Genomic DNA, 21,020 nt, shown 5'->3' with positions numbered 1-21,020 from the left:
TTCAAACTGAAAAAATGAGAGATTTATTTGAGGGGATCGCATATGTTTTTGAGGAAATTTTATTTCTGCCTCTAAACTGGTTATATGATCTGGAACAGAACTCCTGGTTTTTAGCCAATATAATTAACTTCCTTTTTGTAATTATTGCTTTTGCTGCTTTCCTTTTTTGGATGAAGCAACTTAAGAAATTTAATGACAACGACGAGGAAGACAGAGATCCTACCGCCCACTCATTCCTGGGATAAATCAAATCCAAGATCTTTTCTATAATACATCCTGTCAAAATGAAGTTTTTCGATATTTTGATAGGATTTTTTTAGTGCCTCTTTGTAATTTGCCCCAAAGGAAGTAACAGCAAGGACTCTTCCTCCACTGGTTACTACCTTTCCATCCTTTTGCGTTGTACCTGCGTGAAATACAATTGAACCCTCTATATTATTCAAGCCTGTAATTTCCTTGCTTTTCTCGTAATCCTCTGGGTATCCTCCCGAAACGAGCACTACAGTCACTGCAGATTCCTCACTTATACTCACCTCAACCTCATTAAGCTTTTTTTCAGCGGTTTTTTTCAATAGCTCTACCAGATCTGTCTGAATTCTTGGTAAAACAACTTCTGTCTCAGGATCTCCCATTCTTACGTTATACTCAATTACATAAGGCTCATCACCCACCTTCATCAATCCGATAAAGACAAATCCTTTGTAATCCATATTTTCATCCTTAAAACCTTTTATAGTAGGCTTAATTATCCTTTCCTCTACCTTCTGCATAAATTCTTTGTCTGCAAAAGGAACAGGGGAAATAGCGCCCATTCCGCCCGTATTAAGGCTGTATCCCCTTCGCCTATTCGCTTGTAATCTTTTGCAGTGGGTAAGATCTTATAATTTTCTCCATCTGTAAGTACAAACACACTAAGCTCTATTCCCTTAAGAAATTCTTCAATTACAACTTTTGATCCCGCACTCCCGAATTTACTATCGATAAGCATTTTCTCAAGCTCCTGCTTTGCTTCATCCAGATCATCCAGAATTAGTACACCTTTCCCTGCCGCCAGGCCATCAGCTTTTAAAACGTATGGAGCCTGAAGAGATTCGAGAAAGGATTTTCCGGCGTCAAGACTTTCGGCAGTAAAACTTTGATAAGCGGCAGTAGGTATCCCGTGAATCAGCATAAATTCTTTTGCCCTTTCTTTACTGCCTTCCAGCAAAGCTCCTCTTTTTGAAGGACCAACTACTAAGACTTCCTTTAAGGAATCGTCTTCTTTAAAGAAATCAGTAATTCCTTCAACCAGGGGATCTTCGGGGCCCACAACCACCATCTCTACATTTTCGGTAAGTACAAAATCCTTTATTGCATCAAAATTGTTTAACTTCAAATCAACATTTTTAGCGATTTGGGCAGTCCCTGCATTTCCGGGAGCTACAAAGAGATTTGAACAATTTTTACTCTCTTTAATTTTTGTTGCAAAAGCATGTTCGCGACCACCTGCACCCAATATCAAAATATTCATCCGGAAGTTGTTTTAATTTTCTTGTGCCAAAATTAAATGTTTGTAAATTGAAGCACTAATAATTTCGAATAAAATAAAACTAATTTCCCCTTGAACTGGTTTAAGATCTCCCTTCAGCTTAACAGGTTCCCTATTAACAGGGCACAACAAAAGTTGTGGGAAATACAGAATATTCCAGAGGAAAATTACGAACAGTACGTGCAGGAAAGCTGCCAAAGTATTGTAGAATATCATTTAGAACACAACTTATTTTACCGGGATTTCTTTGGTGATGCCCAGTTTACCTCCTGGGAAAAGGTGCCTGTGATGCAAAAAAAACATTTACAAAGACCTTTAGACCAACGTCTCAGTAACTCTTGTAGTAAAAATAATAGTTATATAGGAAAGACTTCAGGTTCCAGCGGTCACCCTTTTATTTTTGCAAAAGACCGCTTTTGTCATGCGTTAACCTGGGCAGAATTTATTGACCGTTATCACTGGATTGATATTAATTTAAATCAATCTCTGCAGGCAAGGTTTTACGGAATTCCTTTAGACTTCTATGGAAATGCTTTTGAACGCTTTAAAGATAGAGTGAGTCTTCGACGAAGGTTTAACGTCTTTGACCTAAGTGAGAAGAAAATGTTGGGTTTTCTGGAAAGGTTTAAAAAGTCCAACTTTGACTATGTTAATGGTTATACCAGCGCAATTGTACTCTTCGCCAAATACCTCAAAAAGAAGGAAATTATACTGAAGGATCTGTGCCCTTCCCTTAAGGTTTGTATAGTTACTTCAGAAAAACTTTTTGAGGATGATAAGGAGCTTATAGAAAAGTCTTTTGGAGTACTAGTAGTAAATGAATATGGAGCCAGCGAAGTGGGCTTAATAGCTTTTGAAAATGCAGCCGGGGAATGGATAGTTAATTCTGAAAGTTTATTTATTGAAATCCTGGATGAAAACAACCGGATTCTTCCACATGGAGAAGAGGGACGCATTGTTATTACATCTCTCTACAACAAGGCTCATCCCATGATTCGCTATGATATTGGAGATACAGGTACTCTTACCCCAAACAGCACCTGTAAAAGACCTATTTTAAAAAAACTCACTAAGCCGCACAAATGACGTGGCAAGACTTGCCAATGGAAAAGTAGTTCCCGGTCTTACTTTTTATTATGTCACAAAGTCAATTATAGAAGACGCAGGGAGTATAAAGGAATTCATTATTATTCAAACGGGTATGGATACTTTTAAAATTGAGTACGTGAGCGACTATGAATTCTCCCCTGCACAAATTCAAAAAATCCTTGAGGCTATAGAAACTTTTGTGGGAAAAGATTTAAAAGTACAATTTGAGAGGAAACTCATTCTTCAAAGAAATATCAGTGGTAAATTGAAGCAATTCACTTCCCTGGTTTAAAGCTATAATAATAAATCGGGAAAAATTTAAAAACCCTTTCTTTAAAAAAGTCAGAACTCTAAACTTCCCCCGATTCTATTCAGGGTAGATTTAAAAAGCATAGATAGCTGCGAGTACAAAAGAGGACAAGTTGTCTATAGGAGCAAGATCTTTATCAAGGAAAACATCTTCAGAAACTGAATCCAATCTTAATTCCGGTTTAATTATCAGGTTACCTACTGTATAGCTTCCGGTTAGCGTAAAATCAAGAGCTCTCACATCGGCTCCATACACATATCCTTCTCCATCTTCCAATTCTTTAAAATATTCAGCTCTTAAGCCTAAAGCGAAATTTTCTGAAGTTTTTACTTGAGGATACAAAGCTACCCCGTAAAAACCTTCACCGTCTGTAGTGTTGTATGTGGTATTCAATCCAAGGTAGAAAGAATCGGAAAGGTCCCATCCAGTCGTAAGATCTATTTGAAAGGTCGCATCAAGACCCGGAGCCTGTTCTCCATAGATAAGGTTTAAAAAAGCGCTTCCTGCATCATTAGTGTATCCCAGTTGTCCTCCAAACGTATATAGACCAAATGGATTAAATTCAGTAAAATCTGTAGGATTCATTACTGCCAGCATTGCACTCCAATTATCGGTCAATGCAAAGTCAGCCTTCAATCCTGTGTGAGAGAAGGGACCGTAGGAAAACATGTACGATGTTGAATAGTGGAAATTTGCAGCCGGGGAAATGACCTCGTAACCTAAAAAGGTGTTGAAATTTCCGAGGGTCAACCTAAACTTATCGGTAACATTGTAAAAGGCGTAAAGTTGATTTACAATATTAGAAGAACCTTCTGATAAGAATACCGCATCCTCTCCCCGGGGACCAAAGACCATATCAGCTACAAAACCTGCCTTTTCACCCTCATAACTCAGGATTACATTGGCCATTCCCAAAGCAAAACCCGGGTCATTGGCAAAAGACGTAGCCGGAGCCTGAGGTGATCCTTCCTCCTCATCGTATTTATTATATCCGTTAAAATTGGTTCGGAAGTAAGCATCTACAGATCCACTAATGCTTAAATTGGAAAGAAATCCTTCCACAGCAGCAGGAGTCTCTGTTTCCTGTGAAAAAAGTTGATTATTAGCAGAACCAAGAAAGGCTATAAGTAAAAAAAATCTGATATTTGTAAATGTAATTCGTTTCATATAGAAGTCTTATTTAATTGAACTTAACTAGGATTTTTTGAAAGGATTATGTTTAGGAGCACTCCGCCAAGTGCTCCTTTTTCCTTTAATAATGATTTACAGGAGTTTCCTCTATCCCAAATTCGGCATAGGCATCCATACCATGTTCGTGGATATCAAGACCTTCAGTTTCTTCCCGCATTCCCATTCTAAGTCCCATGGTAGATTTTATCACGTATAGAATGATGAATGCTGAAATACAACAGAAAGCGCCTATAATCCCAACACCTGCCAGTTGATAAAGGAATTGATCGATTCCTGCCAGACTTCCGAAGATACCTACAGCCAGGGTTCCCCACATTCCGCAGATAAGGTGCACGGGAACAGCTCCTACAGGATCATCAAGTTTTAATTTGTCGATTAATGCAACTCCAAAAACAATGAGAACACCTGCTATAAGCCCTATGATTACAGCATCTAAAGGCGCCATTACGTCGGCTCCAGCAGTAATCCCCACAAGGCCACCAAGAATACCATTTAGGAACATTGTAAGATCGTAATTTTTATATTTGAGGGTAGAGACAACAAAGGCAGAAATTCCACCTGCTGCTGCTGCGAGGCATGTGGTAACCAGAGTTATGGAAGTGAGGGAGGGATCGGCCGAAAGAACAGAACCTCCATTGAAGCCAAACCAGCCTAACCATAGTATGAACACACCCGCAGTGGCTAAAGGAATATTATGTCCAGGAATGGCGTGAGAGCTTCCATCTTTTCCAAATTTGCCAAGTCTTGCTCCTAAAAGGGAAATAGCTATTAATGCAGCCCATCCTCCTACAGAGTGTACCAGTGTGGAACCTGCAAAATCATAAAAGCCTAACTCGTCCAGAAAACCGCCGCCCCACTTCCAGGATCCGGCAATTGGGTAGACAATGGCTATATATATTAACGAAAACAACATAAAACTTCCCAGTTTGATCCTCTCGGCTACTGCTCCAGATACAATAGTGGCGGCAGTGGCGGCAAACATACCCTGAAAAAGGAAGTCTGTCCAGTAAGTGTATCCTTCATTATAGGCCAAATCTAAAGAACCATCCACCATTGGAGGGTGTAACCCAAAAAGACCGAAAAAATAATCAGGAACTATCCCTGCTATAAAGGTGCCGGGATACATAAGATTAAATCCTATTATGCAATAGACGAGAAGCCCTGTGCATATAATAAAGACATTTTTAAAGAGAATATTAATGGCGTTTTTTTGACGGGTAAGTCCCACTTCAAGTAGTGAAAAACCAAGGTGCATGAAAAATACCAGGGCGGTACATATCATCATCCAAACATTATTAGTAGTAAGTAATTCCATTTAAATTATTTTAAATATTTATAGATTATTTTAAAGAATCGTTCCCTCTTTCTTTCGTCCTTATCCTGTATGTTTCCTCTATGGGCGATATAAATATTTTCCCATCGCCTACCGATCCTGTGTAGGCGGTTTGAAGAATAATTTCAACAGTTTTCTCAACAAAAGCATCCGATACTACAATGGAGATCATCCTACGTTGAATTTCACTGGTACTATAGGAGACCCCCCCTATACACATGTCCTTCCTTTTCATTCCCAATTCCAATGACATCCCAGTAACTAAAGAAATTCACCTCGGTCTCGTGAAGAGCATTTTTCACCTCCTCAAATTTTGCTTTCCGAATAATGGCTTCAATTTTTTTCATAAAATATTAAGATTTGAACTCGAGTAAAAATATAATAAAAAGTTAAATGCTACATAATTTTGGGGGTTAATCTTCAAATTTTATATAATAAATAAAATATACCCCCTAATTTTATAGGGGTCATTATAAATAATATCAATTTATACGATGTTTCTATAAAAATGCCAGGTGGAAAAGGATAATAAGGGCTTTATAGGAGAGGATTTTGGCTCTTTCTTATTAAAAAGAGTTTAAAAATCGCAATTATTAAAAAATAATTAGCAATAAAAATAAACCACCAACAATCTCTCATCGAAAATTTAGAATCGATGAGAATTATTGATTATCTGTGAATTATTAAATTTTGGAGCAGGATTTTACCTGCGAATTTTTTATAAAGAAGTGCTCCCAAAGAAATACTGCTAAATACCTACAGCTTTTAAGGAAGCTGAATTGAAGAAATTCATGATAAATATTAAAATTATAAGATACCAAAGCAGTTTTATTACGGGAAAGAGAATTGCTCCTTTTTCTATATACTGCGAGAGGCTTTAAAATTCCCTCTACTGGACCCGCTTTTTTCATCAAATTAAGCCACAATGCCCAATCCTGTCTTTTTCTGAAAACGGGAGAGTACATTTTACCCGTTTTACGGGCATTGTATATTCCGGTGAGGTTCCCTACATAATTTGATTTAAGAAGTTTCCCATAGGTAAGGACAGGTAGCGCTTCTACATAATTTCTGAGTCTTTTTCCATCCTCAGCCATTAAATAGTAGCTGGAATAGGTCATTACCAAATCTTTTTCCAACATTAAATTCACCTGGATCTCCAGCTTTTCCGGTAGCCAAAGGTCATCGGCATCCAAAAAGGCAATAAAAGTCCCTGTTGCTGCTTCAATGCCTTTATTACGGGCAGCTCCTGTACCCTGGTTTTGATTTAGCCGAAGAAGAGTAATCTGTGGATTTGTTTCCTCCAAATTTTGAACTATGGACACAGTTCCATCTGTCGAGGCATCATCAATAACAAAAAGTTCCCAGTGAGTATAAGTCTGACTGATAACTGACGCAATAGAATCTTTAATAAACCAGGCCGCATTGTACGCTAAGCATAATAACTGAAACCTTTGGCGTAAGTTGCATTCGGGAATTTATCTTTTTATGTGTTTTGAGAAATCTTTGTGTTCACTTTTATGCAATTCCTCTTCTGTCAAACCTTTGAAGTATTCATAAGTGATCTTCATCCCTTCCTGGCGGGATACCTTCGGCTCCCAACCTAATACTTCACGAGCACGGGTAATATCCGGCTGGCGTTGCATTGGATCATCCTCAGGTAGAGGTTGGTAAATAATCTTTTGATCGGTATTGGTAAGTTTAATGATTTCTTCAGCAAAATCTTTAATAGTAATCTCATCAGGATTCCCAATATTAACGGGATTGGTATAATCACTCAAAAGCAGCCTGTATATACCTTCAACCTGATCATCTACATAACAAAAGGAGCGGGTTTGGGAACCGTCTCCAAAAACTGTAAGATCCTGTCCTCTTAAAGCCTGTCCAATGAAAGCGGGAATTACCCTCCCGTCGTTAAGCCGCATCCTGGGACCATAAGTATTAAATATCCTGGCTATCCTGGTATCTACTCCGTGAAAGCGGTGGTAAGCCATTGTCATTGACTCCTGAAACCGTTTTGCCTCATCATAAACCCCTCTTGGGCCAATGGTATTTACATTTCCGTAGTATTCTTCGGTTTGAGGATGCACCAGAGGATCTCCATATACTTCAGAAGTAGATGCAATAAGAATTCTCGCGTCTTTTTCCTTTGCCAGTCCCAGTAAATGCCATATCCCAAGAGAACCTACCTTTAAGGTTTGAATTGGTATTTTAAGGTAATCTATTGGGCTTGCAGGAGATGCGAAGTGGAGAATGTAATCAAGATCTCCTCTTACATGGACAAACTGAGTAACATCGTAATTGAAAAATTCAAAATTTTCATTATTAAGAAGGTGAGCTATGTTTTTCATGTCTCCGGTTATAAGATTGTCCATGCCTATAACCTCAAAACCTTCTTTTATGAAACGATCACACAAATGAGAACCTAAAAATCCGGCTGCTCCCGTGATTAGTATTCTTTTTGCCATTTAAAATAATTTACATCGACTAAAAATAGCCAAAATATTATAGGATCAATTTTTATTAACTTCACTTTGATATAATTCCTCCAGTGCCATTTGCCAGGAAGCAACCGGATAATTAAAAGTATTTTTTAATTTGGTTTTATCCAGGACACTATAGGCGGGCCTTGTAGCTATAGTCTTATATGAATTATCCTCTATAAGACTTACCTCATCCAGGTTCCCGGATGCTCTTAAGATCTCTCTCGCAAATCCATACCAGGTAGTCTCCCCTGCATTACTGTAATGATATAAACCATACCTGGAGTTATTTTCTATAATTAGATTTACAACAAATTGAGCAAGATGATTGGCATTCGTGGGCGAACTAGTTTGAGAGGTGGTAATATTAAGCTGTGCTCCTTCTTTTACTTTTTTAAGGATAGTATTATAGAAGTTATGGCCATATTGTGAATATAACCAGGAGGTTCTAAAAATAAAAAAAGAATCCAGAATTTTCTTAATGTGCTCTTCTCCTTTTAATTTGGAATCACCATAAACGTTCAGTGGCTGTGTTTTATCCTCTTCAGTATAGGGCATTTGAGCGGTTCCTTTGAAAACATAGTCGGTAGAAAAGTGGTAAAGAACAGCTTCGTTTCTTCTACAGATTTCTGCAATATTTTTTACAGCTTCAGAATTTATTAGATAAGCTGTTTCTGTATCAGATTCGGCCTTTTCCACATTAGTATAGGCGGCACAATTAATACATACATCTATACTTTTACTATTAAATACCTGCTGAAGGTTATATTGTAAAGTAATATCAACTTCAGAAGAATCCATAAACAGCCAGTCAATGGTTTTTTCTTCCTTAACTGCATCCTGAATGCATCTGCCTAATTGTCCTCCGGCACTAAGTTACCAAAACAGTTCTCATGAAAATAGGGATTTTAATGTGGGAAGCTTTTTATCCTTATCAGATAATATAAATTCACTCTCCGGCATTCCCCAGTCTATTGCAAGATCAGGATCATTGTATACTATCCCAGATTCAGCTCCTGAAGAATAATACCTGTCACATTTATAGGAAAATACGGAAACTTCAGATAAAGTAAGAAAACCATGTGCAAATCCCTGAGGGATGAACAACTGGTGGTGATTTTTATCATCCAGTAAGATCTTAAAAGCCGACTTAAAAGTAGGAGAATCAGGTCGCAGATCAACAACAACATCCAAAACCTGCCCGTAAATTACTCTCACCAACTTAGCCTGCGCGTGATCGCCTTCCTGAAAATGAAGCCCTCGCAAGACCCCTCTTGTGGAAACCGACTGATTGTCCTGCACAAAATCAATTTCAAGCCCTGTGCCTTCTTTAAATCTATTCTTGCGGTAACTCTCCAGAAAAATTCCTCTATGATCTCTGAATACATCAGGAGCTATATAGAAGCAATCTTTTAAAGGAGTTGAATGAAATTGCATAACTATGTATTAAAAATTTGTTCCAGTATTTTTTCGGTAATGAGGTATGTAGGTTTGACTCCGGATGTTCCAAGTCCTCCCGATGCAAGCGTGCTACCAGTTTCCAGAGGATTATCTGATGCATAATAGGCATATCTCACCTTAACATCTTCCCTTATGTTGCCCCTAAGCCTTGACGCAGCCTGTATTGCTTTTTGATAATGTGCACCTTCCATTTCCAGCCCCACCACATTCCAGGTAGATTCCTGGAAGAACTTTAAAATATCCTTATTTTGAAGTGATGTACCTAAAACGGTTATCATCGTACCGTCTACCACATTGATTCCCTGGTCATCAAGATCAGATTTCTTTAGTTCATTGAAAAATGGATAGTTATCTGCAGTACCCTCAAACAAATGGGCAGAAGGAATCATAATATCTCCTTTTCCGCCTTCCAGAATTCCGGCCTTTCCCATAATTGAAATGGAAACCACGTTCAGGTGTATTTCATCATTTTCATAAACGTAAGGCTTCAGCAATTCGTCCATAGTTTCATATGCCTGCTCTCCAAAGGCGTAATCCATTACTAAAATAACAGGCTTATCATCCTTATCTCTTGATTGAAATTCCGAATTCCGGAAACCATCTTTGAGGAGGGCAGTGTCAAAAATCTGTACGTCAATATTTGTCCCGCTGGCATCTTCAATAAATTGCATTCCATTGTCAAGGGCCATTTTCATCACCTTGTTTCTAAGCTGTCCGTTACCTTTATCACTTAAAGCTTCATACATTTCCATAATGGACTTGTCTCCCATCTCCTCTTCCAGTGCTTCCGGAGTAAATAAGGTATTCATTACACTGTGCATATTAGCACTAATGATATGGATTGGCCTATGCATTAAGTTCTTTTCCAGGAGCTGAGTTTTAATTTTGTCTGCCCATACTTCCCCATGAATATGATGGCCAAGCCTCTCTCTTAGAACAGGGCTAAAAGTGACTATACGTTTGTTGTTATTAAGAGGTTCCTCAAGGGCTAATTTTCCCAGCCAATAAATAATATTGAGGAATCTTTCTTCATTTTCAGGGACCATGAACTTAGGGTAGATATTTGTGACTTCCTTAAAGGTCCTACCCAAAATATTAGCGGTATGAGTGAGGGCAATTTCTCTCTCTATTTGTGACAATTCTTTCTTTTGAACTGCAGCTTCAAGTTTTTGCCAGTCCCGGGAAACGCTGCCATCTTCATGAATGATCACCCTTCGCATAACCTTATGTGACTCCAGAAAAAGAAAAGTAAGGTGCGTGAGAATATCATATATTTCAGAACGGCCACGCGTAATTTCTATGTTTATTTGCTCTTCATCTATCCTGTAACAATTCCTGCGTCGCTTGGGGGGAACAATTGGCTTAAAGTGGGAATTGGCATAACCTTCATCACTGGTCAGGTTAATGTACTAGCATTCCTCTATTCCCTTGGGAAGACGATCCATAACGTATAACAACCCGTGAAGTTCAACTTTTTCATCGGCAATAGTTCCATAAATTTCAGGTCTTAAAGTCATTAATGCTTCTCTCAGGGTTTCTCCCGATACGCCCATTGGTTTATAGAAACCCCTGTTGAACAAATGCCTCATCGTAATATACATTCGTTCTATTGCATTTGTACTTTCCTGCGCCCGGGTCCTGCCCATCAAATTCAGGTTTGCCATATTTTATTTCTGATTTTTTATGATAATTTCCAGTTGATCGGCTATTTTCCTGTCGTTAGAAAGCCGTGGAAGTTTATTTTGTCCACCCAGTTTTCCTATGGATTTCATATACTGCTGAAAGCCATCCCTGGGGATTTTACTGATTTTTAACTGCTGAAGAATTTTTCCTTCAATAAGATCTAAATAATAAGAGTTTTGCTTCTGAAGGCTTTTATCAAGAATTAAATTAAATTTTTTCAAATCTGAAGGTTCTTTTTCAAACTCTATGAACCATTCATGATAAGGCAGTTCCTCTCCGGGAGGTGTTATTTGAGGTGCCACGGTAAATTCTGAAATTTGAGCTCCTGTTGCCTCTGTGGCCTCCTGCATCGCCTCCTCAACCTCTTTTGCGATTACATGTTCCCCAAAAGCCGAAATAAAATGTTTTATTCTGCCTGAAACTACCACCTTGTAAGGCTTAATGGATGTAAATTGAATAGTATCACCAATATTGTAAGCCCATAGACCTGCGGTAGTAGAAATGATCATTACATAATTCACACCCTTTTCTACCTCTCCTATTGATAAACGTCGTGGGTTTTCTTCGAAAAATTCTTCTGCTTTAACAAATTCGTAAAAAATCCCTGATTTTAACTGAAGCAACATTCCCTTATCCTCCTGCTTATCCTGAAAAGCAAAAAAACCTTCCGAAGCAGGGTATAATTCTATACTGTCTACTTTTCTGCCAATGAGATTCTCAAATTTTGCCCTGTATGGCTCATAATTTACTCCCCCGTAGATAAAGAGATTAAAATTTGGAAAAAGATCTCCTATTTTTTTTCCTGTTTTTTCCTTTAGACGCTCAAAATACATCTGCACCCAGGAAGGAATCCCGCTAATTACAGTCATATTCTCATTCCTGGTCTCTTCTACAATTGCATCTACTTTTGTTTCCCAATCCTCAATACAATTAGTTTCCCAGCTGGGGAGTCTGTTCTTTTGAAGATACGCTTACGTAATGCGCCACTATCCCCGAAAGTCGACCTAGTTTTACCCCATTTTTCTCAGTCATTTCAGGACTTCCCTGCAAAAAGATCATTTTGCCATCCACAAATCCTGCTTTGCCAGTCTCGGCAATGTAGCAGAGTATAGCATTCCGCGCCGCGTTAATATGGGTTGGCATTGAATCTTTTGTAAGGGGAATATACTTGGCACCACTGGTAGTTCCGCTGGTTTTGGCATAGTACAATGGCTTTCCCGGCCAGAGAATATTTTCTTCTCCGGCCACCACCCTGTCCACATAGGGCTTTAATTCCTCATAATCTCTAATAGGAACTCTTTTTCTATAGTCTTCGTAACTCTTAATATTCTCAAAATCGTGGTCCTTGCCAAAGACTGTGGACGCTCCTTTTCTAATTAACTCCTTGAATGTTTCTTCCTGCACTTCCACAGGCCGTGATGCCCAGCTGTCAATTTGTTTTCGGATGTATCGCGCAAAAATTTTTGCTGAAAAGGACTTTATCGACATAGATAATTATTCAAAATCAATATAATCTTTAGGGTTTACCGGGTTTCCTTCATTCCACAATTCAAAATGAAGATGTGGACTAGTACTTAATTCTCCTGTTGAACCGCCTGCAGCTATTACCTCCCCTGCCCTCACAAGATCCCCTTGCTCTTTGGTAAGGGAAGAGTTGTGCTTGTAAACTGATAATAAGCCGTAATCATGTTCAATAATTATAACAAATCCCGTGGCCGCGCTCCATTCAGCAAAAATTACTCTGCCATCTGCAACTGCCTTAACAGGAGCGTTTTTGGCAACAACAATATCTACTGCATAATGCTTAGCTTCTTAGATCGTATCCTTCTGTAATAGAGCCTTTAACAGGAGGGAATAGTGCAAACTCAATAGATGATCCCGCAGTCTCCAGGAGGTTGTATTTATCTTCCTGGGCTACTTCTTCTCTTAATAAAGAATCTGCCCTGGAGGGTGCGACATTCAGCAAAGAAGGGTCTGTTTGATATTCCCGGGCCAGGGAGTCCCTGTTCAAAGCTGTAGGTTCCAAATCTCCGGTTAAAACTCTTTTTATTGATTCGTAATACTGATTGTTAAGTAAAAGTTCCGTTTGGAGAGAATCGGTTTTATAAGCCAGCTCTGTCGCCTGTCGTTTTAATGCTGCGGAAGAATATCCCGGAATATATTCTCTTAAACCTGTGAAAGCAATTAGATAAGTTGTGCCTGCAATAAGTAAAATTGCACTGAGAGTGACCACTACAAACACATTTAATTTTGTGAGTTTAAAGGAAAGCCTCTCTTCAAAAGTATCTTCATTTAAAATTACCAGGCGGTATTTATGTAATAACTTCCTGGTGAATTTCTTCTTATTTCTCTTCTTTTCTGCCATGATAATTGCTGCACTCGCAAAGATAGTACAAAGTTAAATTTATACTATTTAATACGACTAAAGGTTTAAATTGATGAATTCTTAGTAAGTTTGTATTCTAAATATTTTGTTATGGAATTATTTATTTTACCCCTTGCTATAGGTGCTCCACAGATTATACTGATTGTGGTGGTAATATTGTTGTTGTTTGGAGGTCGTAAAATACCTGAATTGATGAGAGGTTTGGGTAGCGGTATTAAGGAATTTAAGGATGCTTCTAAAGAAGATACAGACGAGACCAAAAAAGTCTCAGAAGAGAAACATTAAATAAAATCAAGTTATATTTAAAAAGCCCAATGAAAATTGGGCTTTTTTTTATTCAAATTCGGCAGATCTTAAAATAGCCTCCAGTTCAAACATATTATCTCTTTTCGCTGTTGCAGGAGAAAAGGCGAAACCTTCCAGGATCACATACCTGTTATTCACGGAATCCCGTACTGCATAGTTTAGAAACGGGCCAGCCATAAATGCATTCTTCACTTCCCAGGTACCTCTGGTTTCATACGCGAATTTTCCATCCAGTTGAGAATGGAATAAATAGGGCGCATAAGCTTCCTCTGTAATCATATAACTTCCCTCTACAGGACCCGGAATGTGAGCTTCTCCTATAGAATCTCTCATTCTTATGATATTACCGATTATGTTAGTGTCTTTTTCAATAACGTTCATTGGAACTTCATATACCATTATTTCCATCATTCCTTTTGGAATATCTTTTCTAATCCAGAAGAAATCATCATCCTCAACTGCATATCTATAGGCCGTGGGAAATTTCATTGATATACCCATTTGTTCCTTAAGCCGGGAGTCATCTTTTAAGGATTTCCTTATCCTCCTTTGTTTTTCTTCAATCTCTGTATTTTTAAAAGCTTTAATAAGTTCTTCAGAATTTTGGTTTATCTGTTCAACTATCTCCTGGGAATTTTGTCCTGTGATCAATACACCTCGCTGTGGTTGTGCAAATGGATCATTAAAAACCTTAAAACCTGCATTTTTTCCTTCTTCAATTTTTACGAATAGGCGGTTTTTACGAACAAATCCTTTAAAAGATTCAGGTGGCATTTGGTTTAAAGAGAATAGCGGCTCATCCTGAGGTAAACCATCTACAGGGGCCGCTAAATTGTTTCTTAAGGCTTCACCAATCGAACCTTCCCAATTTTCATTGTCTACCACGACCGAAATATTGTTAATGTTTCCTGATGAGCTCGTTAAAACAAGTTTTTCTTCTTCACCGGAGCCTTTACAGCTCAGCATTAAGACAAATAGAGCAGCTAAGAATATTATATTCTTCATAAATAAAATTTTTCCAATTTTGGTTTAGCCCCTTGAAAGTTTCAGGACCATCCCAGGTTTGAGATTATTATCTGATATACTATTCCAACTCTTCAAATTTTGTACCGTAATTCCCGGAAACTTCTTTGAAATGCTCCAAAGGGAATCTCCTCTCTTGACGGTATATACATTTGATGAAGAACCTTTGGTAGTACTTTCTGATGCGGTTTCTGCCAGAGAGACAGAAGTTCTTGGGTAAATTGTTAAGTACTGTCCTACCCTCAGGCTATTTCCTCGCAGGTTATTCCAGCTTTTAATACTACTTATTCCCACGCCATATTTCTGAGCAATTTTACCCAGATAATCCCCGTTTTTTACCTTGTACCTTACCTTCTCTTCTGCTGCTATATATTTTGGAAGTTCCTTTTCCTTTTCAGCTAACTCTGCTTTTGTGAAATTATAGATTTCATCTTCATTGTTAACAAATATGCCGACACTGGATCTGGGTAAACGCAAAGCGTAAGCTTCATCTTTTATATAAGGAATTATATCAAGTTTGTAACTGGGGTTAAGAAACTGAAGCATTTCTTTTTCGACTCCGGTTACTTTGGTGATCTGCTCAAAATTAAGCAGTTGTTTCACGTGGATCGTATCTGTCTCAAAAAAAGCAATTTCCGGTAAGTTGGGCTGGAAATCATGCTCTTCTGCATATTCAAATAAATAAAGAGTGGCTAGAAAAGTAAGCACATAACCTGCTGTTTCCCGGGGTAAATACGGTCTTAGATCCCAGTAGTTCGTGGATCCACCACTTCTTCGCATAGCTTTCGAAACATTTCCCGGGCCTGAATTGTAGCTGGCCAGCACAAGATCCCAGTCACCAAATGTTCGATACAAAGCTGCAAGATAATCTGCAGCAGCCTTGGTGGATTTTGCAGGATCCATTCGCTCGTCTACATAAGAACTTACATCAAGCCCGTGCATCTTGCTTAGTGGTAAACATAAACTGCCATAATCCAGTAGCCCCCATGTGAGATTTTGCACGGGGATTAAGCGCAGATTCCACAATAGCAAGATATTTTATTTCCAGAGGTACGTCCTGCCTGTCCAGGTGCTGCTCAAATAATGGGAAATAATATTCACTTAACGCCATCAAGCGCTCCATGGATTTTTTATTGCGCTTTAAGTAGGATTTGATCACACTCTCCAGGATCGGGTTATATTCCACGTTAAAAGGAGTGCGGGCGTTAAGCCTTGCCAGCCTTGCCTTAAGAGTATCTGTAGGTAATTCTTTATAAACAACTTCAGAATAGTCCTGCTCCAGGATCTGTGACTGCATCTTTTCAAAAAGATCTGAATTTAAAAGCTCCGCCTTCCAAACCGAATCTATATCGGCAGCACGGGGAAGATCTTTTAGATCTACAAGTTCTGCCTTTTCAACTTTAGCCGATATTGGTAGCCTCTTCTTAAATTCAGGATCTGCCTCCTGAAGTTTTATCTCTTCTTCTCCCGATTTTTTGAAAACCTGAACTCTAAAATTGGCTTTTTTAGCCTCCGACTTACTGGCTTCCTTTTTTTCTCCGAGGTTTGTCCACAAACTCCGAAAGCCACAAGGAAAATAAGGAAAGAGAGTATTTTTTTCATAGACTCATCATAAAATACAAAAAAAGAAATTAAACGTATTTTCCGGTTTATTGTTGTGAAATAGCATCTATTCCAGGTAAAGATTTTCCTTCCAGCATTTCAAGCATAGCACCTCCGCCAGTAGAGACATAACTCATTTGATCTTCAAGATTAAATTTCTTCACGGCAGATACTGAGTCTCCACCACCAACAAGTGAAAAAGCACCGTTTTTAGTCGCTTTTCCTATGGCTTCCCCAATTTTAATTGTTCCATTTGAGAAGGCATCCATTTCAAACACTCCAACCGGACCATTCCATAAAATGGTTTTTGATTCAGCAATTACCCCGGAGAAATTTTCTATTGTTCTGGGTCCTGCGTCAAGCCCCATCCATCCCGCAGGAATAGCATTGGTAGGAGTAACATCTTTTTTTGCATTTTCTGAAAAATCATCAGCAATAACAGAATCCTGCGGAAGATGGATCTTCACCCCTTTTTCTTCAGCAGATCTTAAAATTTCCAGAGCCAATTCCTGCTTATCTTCCTCAACAAGGGAGTCACCTACATTCCCCCCTTTAGCTTTAATAAATGTAAAGGCCATTCCGCCTCCAATTATTAAATGATCCACCTTATCCAATATATTTTCAATCACCGTAATTTTAGAAGAAACTTTGGCACCTCCCAGGATTGCGGTGACAGGTTTCTCTGCAGATCTTAGAACTTTATTAAGGCTTTCAATCTCTTTTTGAAGAAGATAGCCAAAACATTTATCATCAAAATACTTTGCCACAATCGTTGTGGAAGCATGAGCCCGGTGTGCGGTTCCAAAGGCATCATTTATATAAATGTCACCTAACTTTGAAAGATTTTCAGAAAAAGTTTTGTCTCCTTCTGTTTCTTCATCGTAGAATCTAAGATTTTCCAGAAGAAGCACTTCCCCTGGTTGAAGACTTTCTGCTGCTTTTTCAGCTTCTTCGCCTACACAATCATTTACGAATTTGGTCTTTACACCTAAAACCTGTGAGACAGTATCAACAATTTGTTCCAAAGAATATTTTGCTTCCTTCCCTTCAGGTCTTCCAAGGTGAGACATAAGTATTACACTTCCCCCATCCTCAAGAACTTTTAAAATCGTAGGTTTTGCAGCTTCAATACGGGTAGTATCTCCAACTTCCCCGTTGCTTACTAAGCACATTAAAATCTACTCTAATTAGTGCTTTTTTATTCTTGAAATTAAAATCGTCTATTGTCTTCATAGTTCAGTTTAAAATTTATGCGTTCCTAAATTTCTGCCGGAACAATTGCAGATTATTTCATTAATATGTGTCTAATACAAATATAATTTTTTCTGAAGATATAAAGTGTAGATATATTTTATCTTTGCTTATGCTTTTTTCTGAAGTCCTTGGTTTACCTCATATAAAAAACCATTTAACCACTACGGCCGATAGAGGAAGAATCCCACATGCCCAGCTATTTATTGGTAATCACGGCAGCGGTTTACTTCCTATGGCAATTGCATATGCACAATATATTTTGTGCGGAAACACAGGGCAGGAAAATAATTTCGGGAATTCTGCGTGTAATTTACGCTTTAATAACCTCGCTCATCCCGATTTACATTTTGCATTCCCAGTTGCAACAAACGATCAAATTAAATCTCACCCTGTTTCTAACAACTTCCTTGACTCCTGGAGAAAATTTATTAAGGAAGATCCTTATGGAAGTTTATTTGACTGGTATCAAAGAATTGGAATAGAAAATAAGCAGGGACAAATTGGGGTGGATGAAGCCCAGGAGATCTTAAAATCTCTTTCCTTAAAATCTTATGAAGGTGGCTTTAAGGTGATGCTGATTTGGATGGCTGATAAAATGAATACATCCAGTTCCAATAAACTTTTGAAGCTTATTGAAGAACCGCCTGATAAAACTTTATTCCTTCTCATTGCTGAAGACGAAGAACAAATTATCCAAACCATCAAAAGCTAGGTGCCAGATCCTTCGTTTTCCTCCCCTGGCTGAAGCCATAATTGCGGAAGAATTAAGAGAAAAACACGGTTTGGATGCATCTACTTCTAAAAATATTGCAGTACAGGCAAATGGTAGTTTTGCAAAGGCTTTGCATTTACTTCACAAAGATGCTGGGGATGAGCAGTTTGAAACTTTATTTATTAATTGGGTGAGAACGGCATTTAAAGCCCGGGGAAATAAAGCTTCTATTCTTGATTTAATTAGTTGGAGTGATGAAATTGCTTCTATGGGAAGAGAAACTCAAAAGAGTTTTCTTCTCTATTGCCTTGGATTTTTTCGCCAGGCTTTGCTGGCAAATTATAATTCCAGGGACCTAATTTATATGCAATTACATTCTAAAGATTTTAAATTAGAGAAATTTGCTCCTTTTGTAAACAGCCTGAATATAAAAGGAATTACAGGAGAAATTGAAGACGCCATTTACCATATTGAGCGAAATGGAAATTCAAAAATAATTCTCACAGATCTTTCAATTAAACTAACGCGTCTACTTCATAAAAAAGCGGCTTAACGATTTTCTAATGGAACAACTACAAGTTCATATAACCGAAGTCCTTATCCTTCTTTTTATTGCGATCACTTTTCTACAATCGGGAATAGACAAACTCACAGATTGGAAAGGCAACCTTGGTTGGCTAAAAGGTCATTTTTCAAAAACTTTTCTAGCGGGACAGGTTCCCCTTATGCTGGGAATAATTTTGGTTCTAGAAGTCCTTTCCGGAATTCTAGCGCTGGTAGGAATTGGACAGCTCCTGCTTTACAACCTTATAGACATTGCTCTTTATGCTTAAGCATCCTTGCCGGGATTACGCTGTTGATGCTGCTGTTTGGGCAAAGAGTTGCAAAAGATTATGCAGGTGCTTTTACAATTGTGGGTTATTTTATCGTGGTGATCTTCGGAGTATACATAATGTCTTAATTTAAAAAAGCCCCATAAATGGAGCTTTTTTAAAATACTTAAAGCTTATTATTCAGGCTTCTTGTAGCTGTCGTTCAATTTTTGAAGTACTTCTTCTGTAATATCAAGTCCTTCTTCAGCGTACATTATGTTTGCAGATTCATTGGATCCAAAAATATAGGTGTAGTTGTTTTCCTTACCATAGTCCTGCACGTAATCTTTTACTTTGGTTACAATAGAATCTATAACCACATCGCTTTCCTGGCGTAGTTGATTCCCCATTCTTTGCTGCTGTTGTTGAATGGTTTGCTGCTTACGCATAAGTTCTTCTTCTTTTTCCTGTCTTTGAGTAGTAGACATACTATTCATATTCTGTTGGTATTCCTGAACTTCCATTTGAAAAGTTCTTGCTAGGGAATCCAGTTCGGTCTTAACCTGATCAGAGCGGGTGTTGAATTTTGCTTCCACCTCCTGCATTTCAGAATATTCTTTAATTAATCTTGTTGTGTCAACGTAAGCGGTTTTTTGTTCGTTACAACTTACCATTCCGGCTGCAACTAAAAGAACCAAAATTATTTTTTTCATGTTGTTAAAATTTATTTTACAGCAAAAGTAATAAAGTATGTGTGGATTAGATTATATTTTTAATTTTTCCTTTTCATAAGAAAAATCTATGGTGCCGATTGTATTAATAAAGTTTCAGAATAAAATTCTATTGATTTAGAAAGGATTTAAGGGTGAAATTTTAAATGGAACTATAGTTTACCTGTTTCAAGTAGATAACTCTCCTTAAAAACGCTTATTTGGACTTTTAACCTAATTTCCTGAAGAAATATGCAATGGAGGAGTAGTCCGAAGAGAACCGGGCTCGATAATTTGATTTCAAGCCAGTGTATAGGGCCCGTAAAAAGTTTGTGTTACCAGTTTTATATTTTTCAGAAAGCAGGCTTACATAAAACGAATCAAAAATAAGAGGTTTTAAATCGGTTTGTTTCAAACTTGTTCCAGCTAAAAGATGTCTAAAGCTATTTTGAGAAAAATGCCAAAGGTGACGGGGAACATCAAAGGCGGCCCAATATTCTTTGTAGTACCTCGCATCATAACTTTGAAAATTTGGGACGGCAATAACGAGCAAACCATTTTTTTTAAGTAGATGTTCAATTTCTATAATTTGACTTCTCAGATCTGGGACATGTTCCAGAACATGCCAAAGTGTAATAACATCAAATTTTTCCGACTTAAAATTTGTGGCATCAAGAGAAAGTTTCACATTTTTTTCAGAGGCTTTTTTTCTCGCCGCCTCACTCGGCTCAATTCCATTTATCCTCCACCCTCTGCTCCTGGCTTCAAAAAGAAAATCACCCGTTCCTGCTCCAATATCCAAGATTCTCCCCTTCTTAGGAACCTTCTTTTCAATCCACCTCAATTTCTTAACGAGCATGTATTTTTTTACTTTCTGATATAGTTTATCAGTCAAGGTTTTCCTGGAATCTGTATGTGAAATGTATTTCGGACTTTCGTAATAAGCAGGAAGCTCATCTGCCTGCGGACGCGGATGAGTTACCAACATCTCTGTTTGTGGATCAAAAATCAACTTGAATTTTTCACCAGAAACTGTGTGATCTTTACAAACGTAATATACCTCGTTGAGGGAAGGAGAAGATTTTTCTTTCACTATTGGAGTGTAGAGTTTAGAAAACAATTTACAAAAAATTGATAATG

14 protein-coding genes and 8 pseudogenes are annotated in these 21,020 nt (G+C 38.0%); 5 read left to right on the top strand and 17 right to left on the bottom strand.

The features are described 5' to 3' along the window. Positions 1–14 precede the first annotated feature (14 nt). Entirely contained in the window at positions 15–245 is a 231-nt protein-coding gene (locus tag LZ575_RS15195) for a DUF6341 family protein (RefSeq protein ID WP_235325332.1), read from the top strand. Here the strand turns inward: LZ575_RS15195 and purD are convergent. Further along, positions 231–1,510 (bottom strand): annotated as a pseudogene (purD, locus tag LZ575_RS15190) (phosphoribosylamine--glycine ligase). The gene LZ575_RS15195 and the pseudogene purD sit on opposite strands and share 15 nt — an antisense overlap. A gap of 90 nt (positions 1,511–1,600) precedes the next feature. Between purD and LZ575_RS15185 the strand changes: the two are divergent. Beyond that, a pseudogene (locus tag LZ575_RS15185) lies at positions 1,601–2,909 on the top strand (phenylacetate--CoA ligase family protein). 90 nt (positions 2,910–2,999) lie between these two features. Here LZ575_RS15185 and LZ575_RS15180 read toward each other — a convergent pair. From LZ575_RS15180 to LZ575_RS15135, 10 genes and pseudogenes are all read right to left on the bottom strand, one after another. Beyond that, positions 3,000–4,094, bottom strand: coding sequence for a porin (locus LZ575_RS15180; protein WP_235325330.1), 1,095 nt, complete (start codon positions 4,092–4,094; stop codon positions 3,000–3,002). Positions 4,095–4,179: 85 nt separating this feature from the next. Beyond that, a complete protein-coding gene (locus LZ575_RS15175; protein ID WP_235325329.1) occupies positions 4,180–5,433 on the bottom strand; it encodes an ammonium transporter in 1,254 nt (417 codons plus the stop codon). Between the two features lie 25 nt (positions 5,434–5,458). After that, a pseudogene (locus tag LZ575_RS15170) lies at positions 5,459–5,798 on the bottom strand (P-II family nitrogen regulator). Between the two features lie 336 nt (positions 5,799–6,134). Further along, complete coding sequence (locus LZ575_RS15165) at positions 6,135–6,860, bottom strand: glycosyltransferase (RefSeq protein WP_235330752.1); 726 nt, start codon at positions 6,858–6,860, stop codon at positions 6,135–6,137. Between the two features lie 66 nt (positions 6,861–6,926). After that, the gene (locus tag LZ575_RS15160; RefSeq protein WP_235325327.1) at positions 6,927–7,916 is read right to left on the bottom strand and encodes a UDP-glucuronic acid decarboxylase family protein; all 990 of its coding nucleotides are present in this window, start codon (positions 7,914–7,916) and stop codon (positions 6,927–6,929) included. A 45-nt stretch (positions 7,917–7,961) separates the two neighbouring features. Beyond that, on the bottom strand, positions 7,962–8,777 hold the full coding sequence (rfbD, locus tag LZ575_RS15155) for a dTDP-4-dehydrorhamnose reductase (protein ID WP_409187219.1): 816 nt from the start codon (positions 8,775–8,777) through the stop codon (positions 7,962–7,964). A gap of 45 nt (positions 8,778–8,822) precedes the next feature. Next, positions 8,823–9,368: a dTDP-4-dehydrorhamnose 3,5-epimerase gene (rfbC, locus tag LZ575_RS15150; RefSeq protein WP_235325325.1), complete on the bottom strand. Its 546-nt coding sequence runs from the start codon at positions 9,366–9,368 to the stop codon at positions 8,823–8,825. Between the two features lie 2 nt (positions 9,369–9,370). Next, a pseudogene (locus tag LZ575_RS15145) lies at positions 9,371–11,056 on the bottom strand (DUF6909 family protein). A 3-nt stretch (positions 11,057–11,059) separates the two neighbouring features. After that, positions 11,060–12,563: pseudogene (locus LZ575_RS15140) on the bottom strand (GH3 auxin-responsive promoter family protein). Between the two features lie 6 nt (positions 12,564–12,569). Next, positions 12,570–13,440: pseudogene (locus tag LZ575_RS15135) on the bottom strand (M23 family metallopeptidase). 111 nt (positions 13,441–13,551) lie between these two features. Here LZ575_RS15135 and tatA point away from each other — a divergent pair. Continuing rightward, a complete protein-coding gene (tatA, locus tag LZ575_RS15130; RefSeq protein ID WP_235325323.1) occupies positions 13,552–13,746 on the top strand; it encodes a twin-arginine translocase TatA/TatE family subunit in 195 nt (64 codons plus the stop codon). A 48-nt stretch (positions 13,747–13,794) separates the two neighbouring features. Here tatA and LZ575_RS15125 read toward each other — a convergent pair whose 3' ends face one another. From LZ575_RS15125 to LZ575_RS15115, 4 genes and pseudogenes are all read right to left on the bottom strand, one after another. Then, on the bottom strand, positions 13,795–14,772 hold the full coding sequence (locus LZ575_RS15125; protein ID WP_235325321.1) for a DUF4837 family protein: 978 nt from the start codon (positions 14,770–14,772) through the stop codon (positions 13,795–13,797). A 24-nt stretch (positions 14,773–14,796) separates the two neighbouring features. After that, positions 14,797–15,732 carry a LysM peptidoglycan-binding domain-containing protein gene (locus LZ575_RS24330; RefSeq protein WP_409187165.1) on the bottom strand — a complete coding sequence of 312 codons (936 nt, stop codon included), beginning with the start codon at positions 15,730–15,732 and terminating at the stop codon, positions 14,797–14,799. Next, complete coding sequence (locus tag LZ575_RS24325; RefSeq protein ID WP_409187164.1) at positions 15,719–16,345, bottom strand: transglycosylase SLT domain-containing protein; 627 nt, start codon at positions 16,343–16,345, stop codon at positions 15,719–15,721. Before LZ575_RS24325 ends, LZ575_RS24330 begins: the two co-directional genes overlap by 14 nt. Before the next feature lie 94 nt (positions 16,346–16,439). After that, positions 16,440–17,625, bottom strand: a pseudogene (locus LZ575_RS15115) (phosphoglycerate kinase). 130 nt (positions 17,626–17,755) lie between these two features. On the opposite strand from LZ575_RS15115, the pseudogene LZ575_RS15110 reads away from it, so the two are divergent. Then, positions 17,756–18,911 (top strand): annotated as a pseudogene (locus LZ575_RS15110) (ATP-binding protein). Between the two features lie 10 nt (positions 18,912–18,921). Beyond that, positions 18,922–19,191, top strand: coding sequence for a hypothetical protein (locus LZ575_RS15105; protein ID WP_311195816.1), 270 nt, complete (start codon positions 18,922–18,924; stop codon positions 19,189–19,191). 176 nt (positions 19,192–19,367) lie between these two features. On the opposite strand, the gene LZ575_RS15100 is transcribed toward LZ575_RS15105, so the two are convergent. Beyond that, complete coding sequence (locus tag LZ575_RS15100) at positions 19,368–19,883, bottom strand: OmpH family outer membrane protein (RefSeq protein WP_235325319.1); 516 nt, start codon at positions 19,881–19,883, stop codon at positions 19,368–19,370. A gap of 226 nt (positions 19,884–20,109) precedes the next feature. After that, positions 20,110–20,973, bottom strand: a complete 864-nt coding sequence (locus LZ575_RS15095) for a bifunctional 2-polyprenyl-6-hydroxyphenol methylase/3-demethylubiquinol 3-O-methyltransferase UbiG (RefSeq protein WP_235325314.1) — start codon at positions 20,971–20,973, stop codon at positions 20,110–20,112. Positions 20,974–21,020: the final 47 nt, after the last annotated feature.

The sequence above is a fragment of the Antarcticibacterium sp. 1MA-6-2 genome (genome assembly GCF_021535135.1).
Lineage (GTDB): Bacteria > Bacteroidota > Bacteroidia > Flavobacteriales > Flavobacteriaceae > Gillisia.
Note: the sequence above shows the minus strand (reverse complement) of the source record. Positions and strands in the feature narration are given on the sequence as shown.

Coding starts and splice junctions, on each gene's coding strand:
- LZ575_RS15195 (WP_235325332.1), top strand. CDS start 15: ATGAGAGATTTATTTGAGGGGATCGCATATGTTTTTGAGGAAATTTTA.
- LZ575_RS15180 (WP_235325330.1), bottom strand. CDS start 4,094: ATGAAACGAATTACATTTACAAATATCAGATTTTTTTTACTTATAGCC.
- LZ575_RS15175 (WP_235325329.1), bottom strand. CDS start 5,433: ATGGAATTACTTACTACTAATAATGTTTGGATGATGATATGTACCGCC.
- LZ575_RS15160 (WP_235325327.1), bottom strand. CDS start 7,916: ATGGCAAAAAGAATACTAATCACGGGAGCAGCCGGATTTTTAGGTTCT.
- rfbC (WP_235325325.1), bottom strand. CDS start 9,368: ATGCAATTTCATTCAACTCCTTTAAAAGATTGCTTCTATATAGCTCCT.
- tatA (WP_235325323.1), top strand. CDS start 13,552: ATGGAATTATTTATTTTACCCCTTGCTATAGGTGCTCCACAGATTATA.
- LZ575_RS15125 (WP_235325321.1), bottom strand. CDS start 14,772: ATGAAGAATATAATATTCTTAGCTGCTCTATTTGTCTTAATGCTGAGC.
- LZ575_RS24330 (WP_409187165.1), bottom strand. CDS start 15,732: ATGCACGGGCTTGATGTAAGTTCTTATGTAGACGAGCGAATGGATCCT.
- LZ575_RS15105 (WP_311195816.1), top strand. CDS start 18,922: ATGGAACAACTACAAGTTCATATAACCGAAGTCCTTATCCTTCTTTTT.
- LZ575_RS15100 (WP_235325319.1), bottom strand. CDS start 19,883: ATGAAAAAAATAATTTTGGTTCTTTTAGTTGCAGCCGGAATGGTAAGT.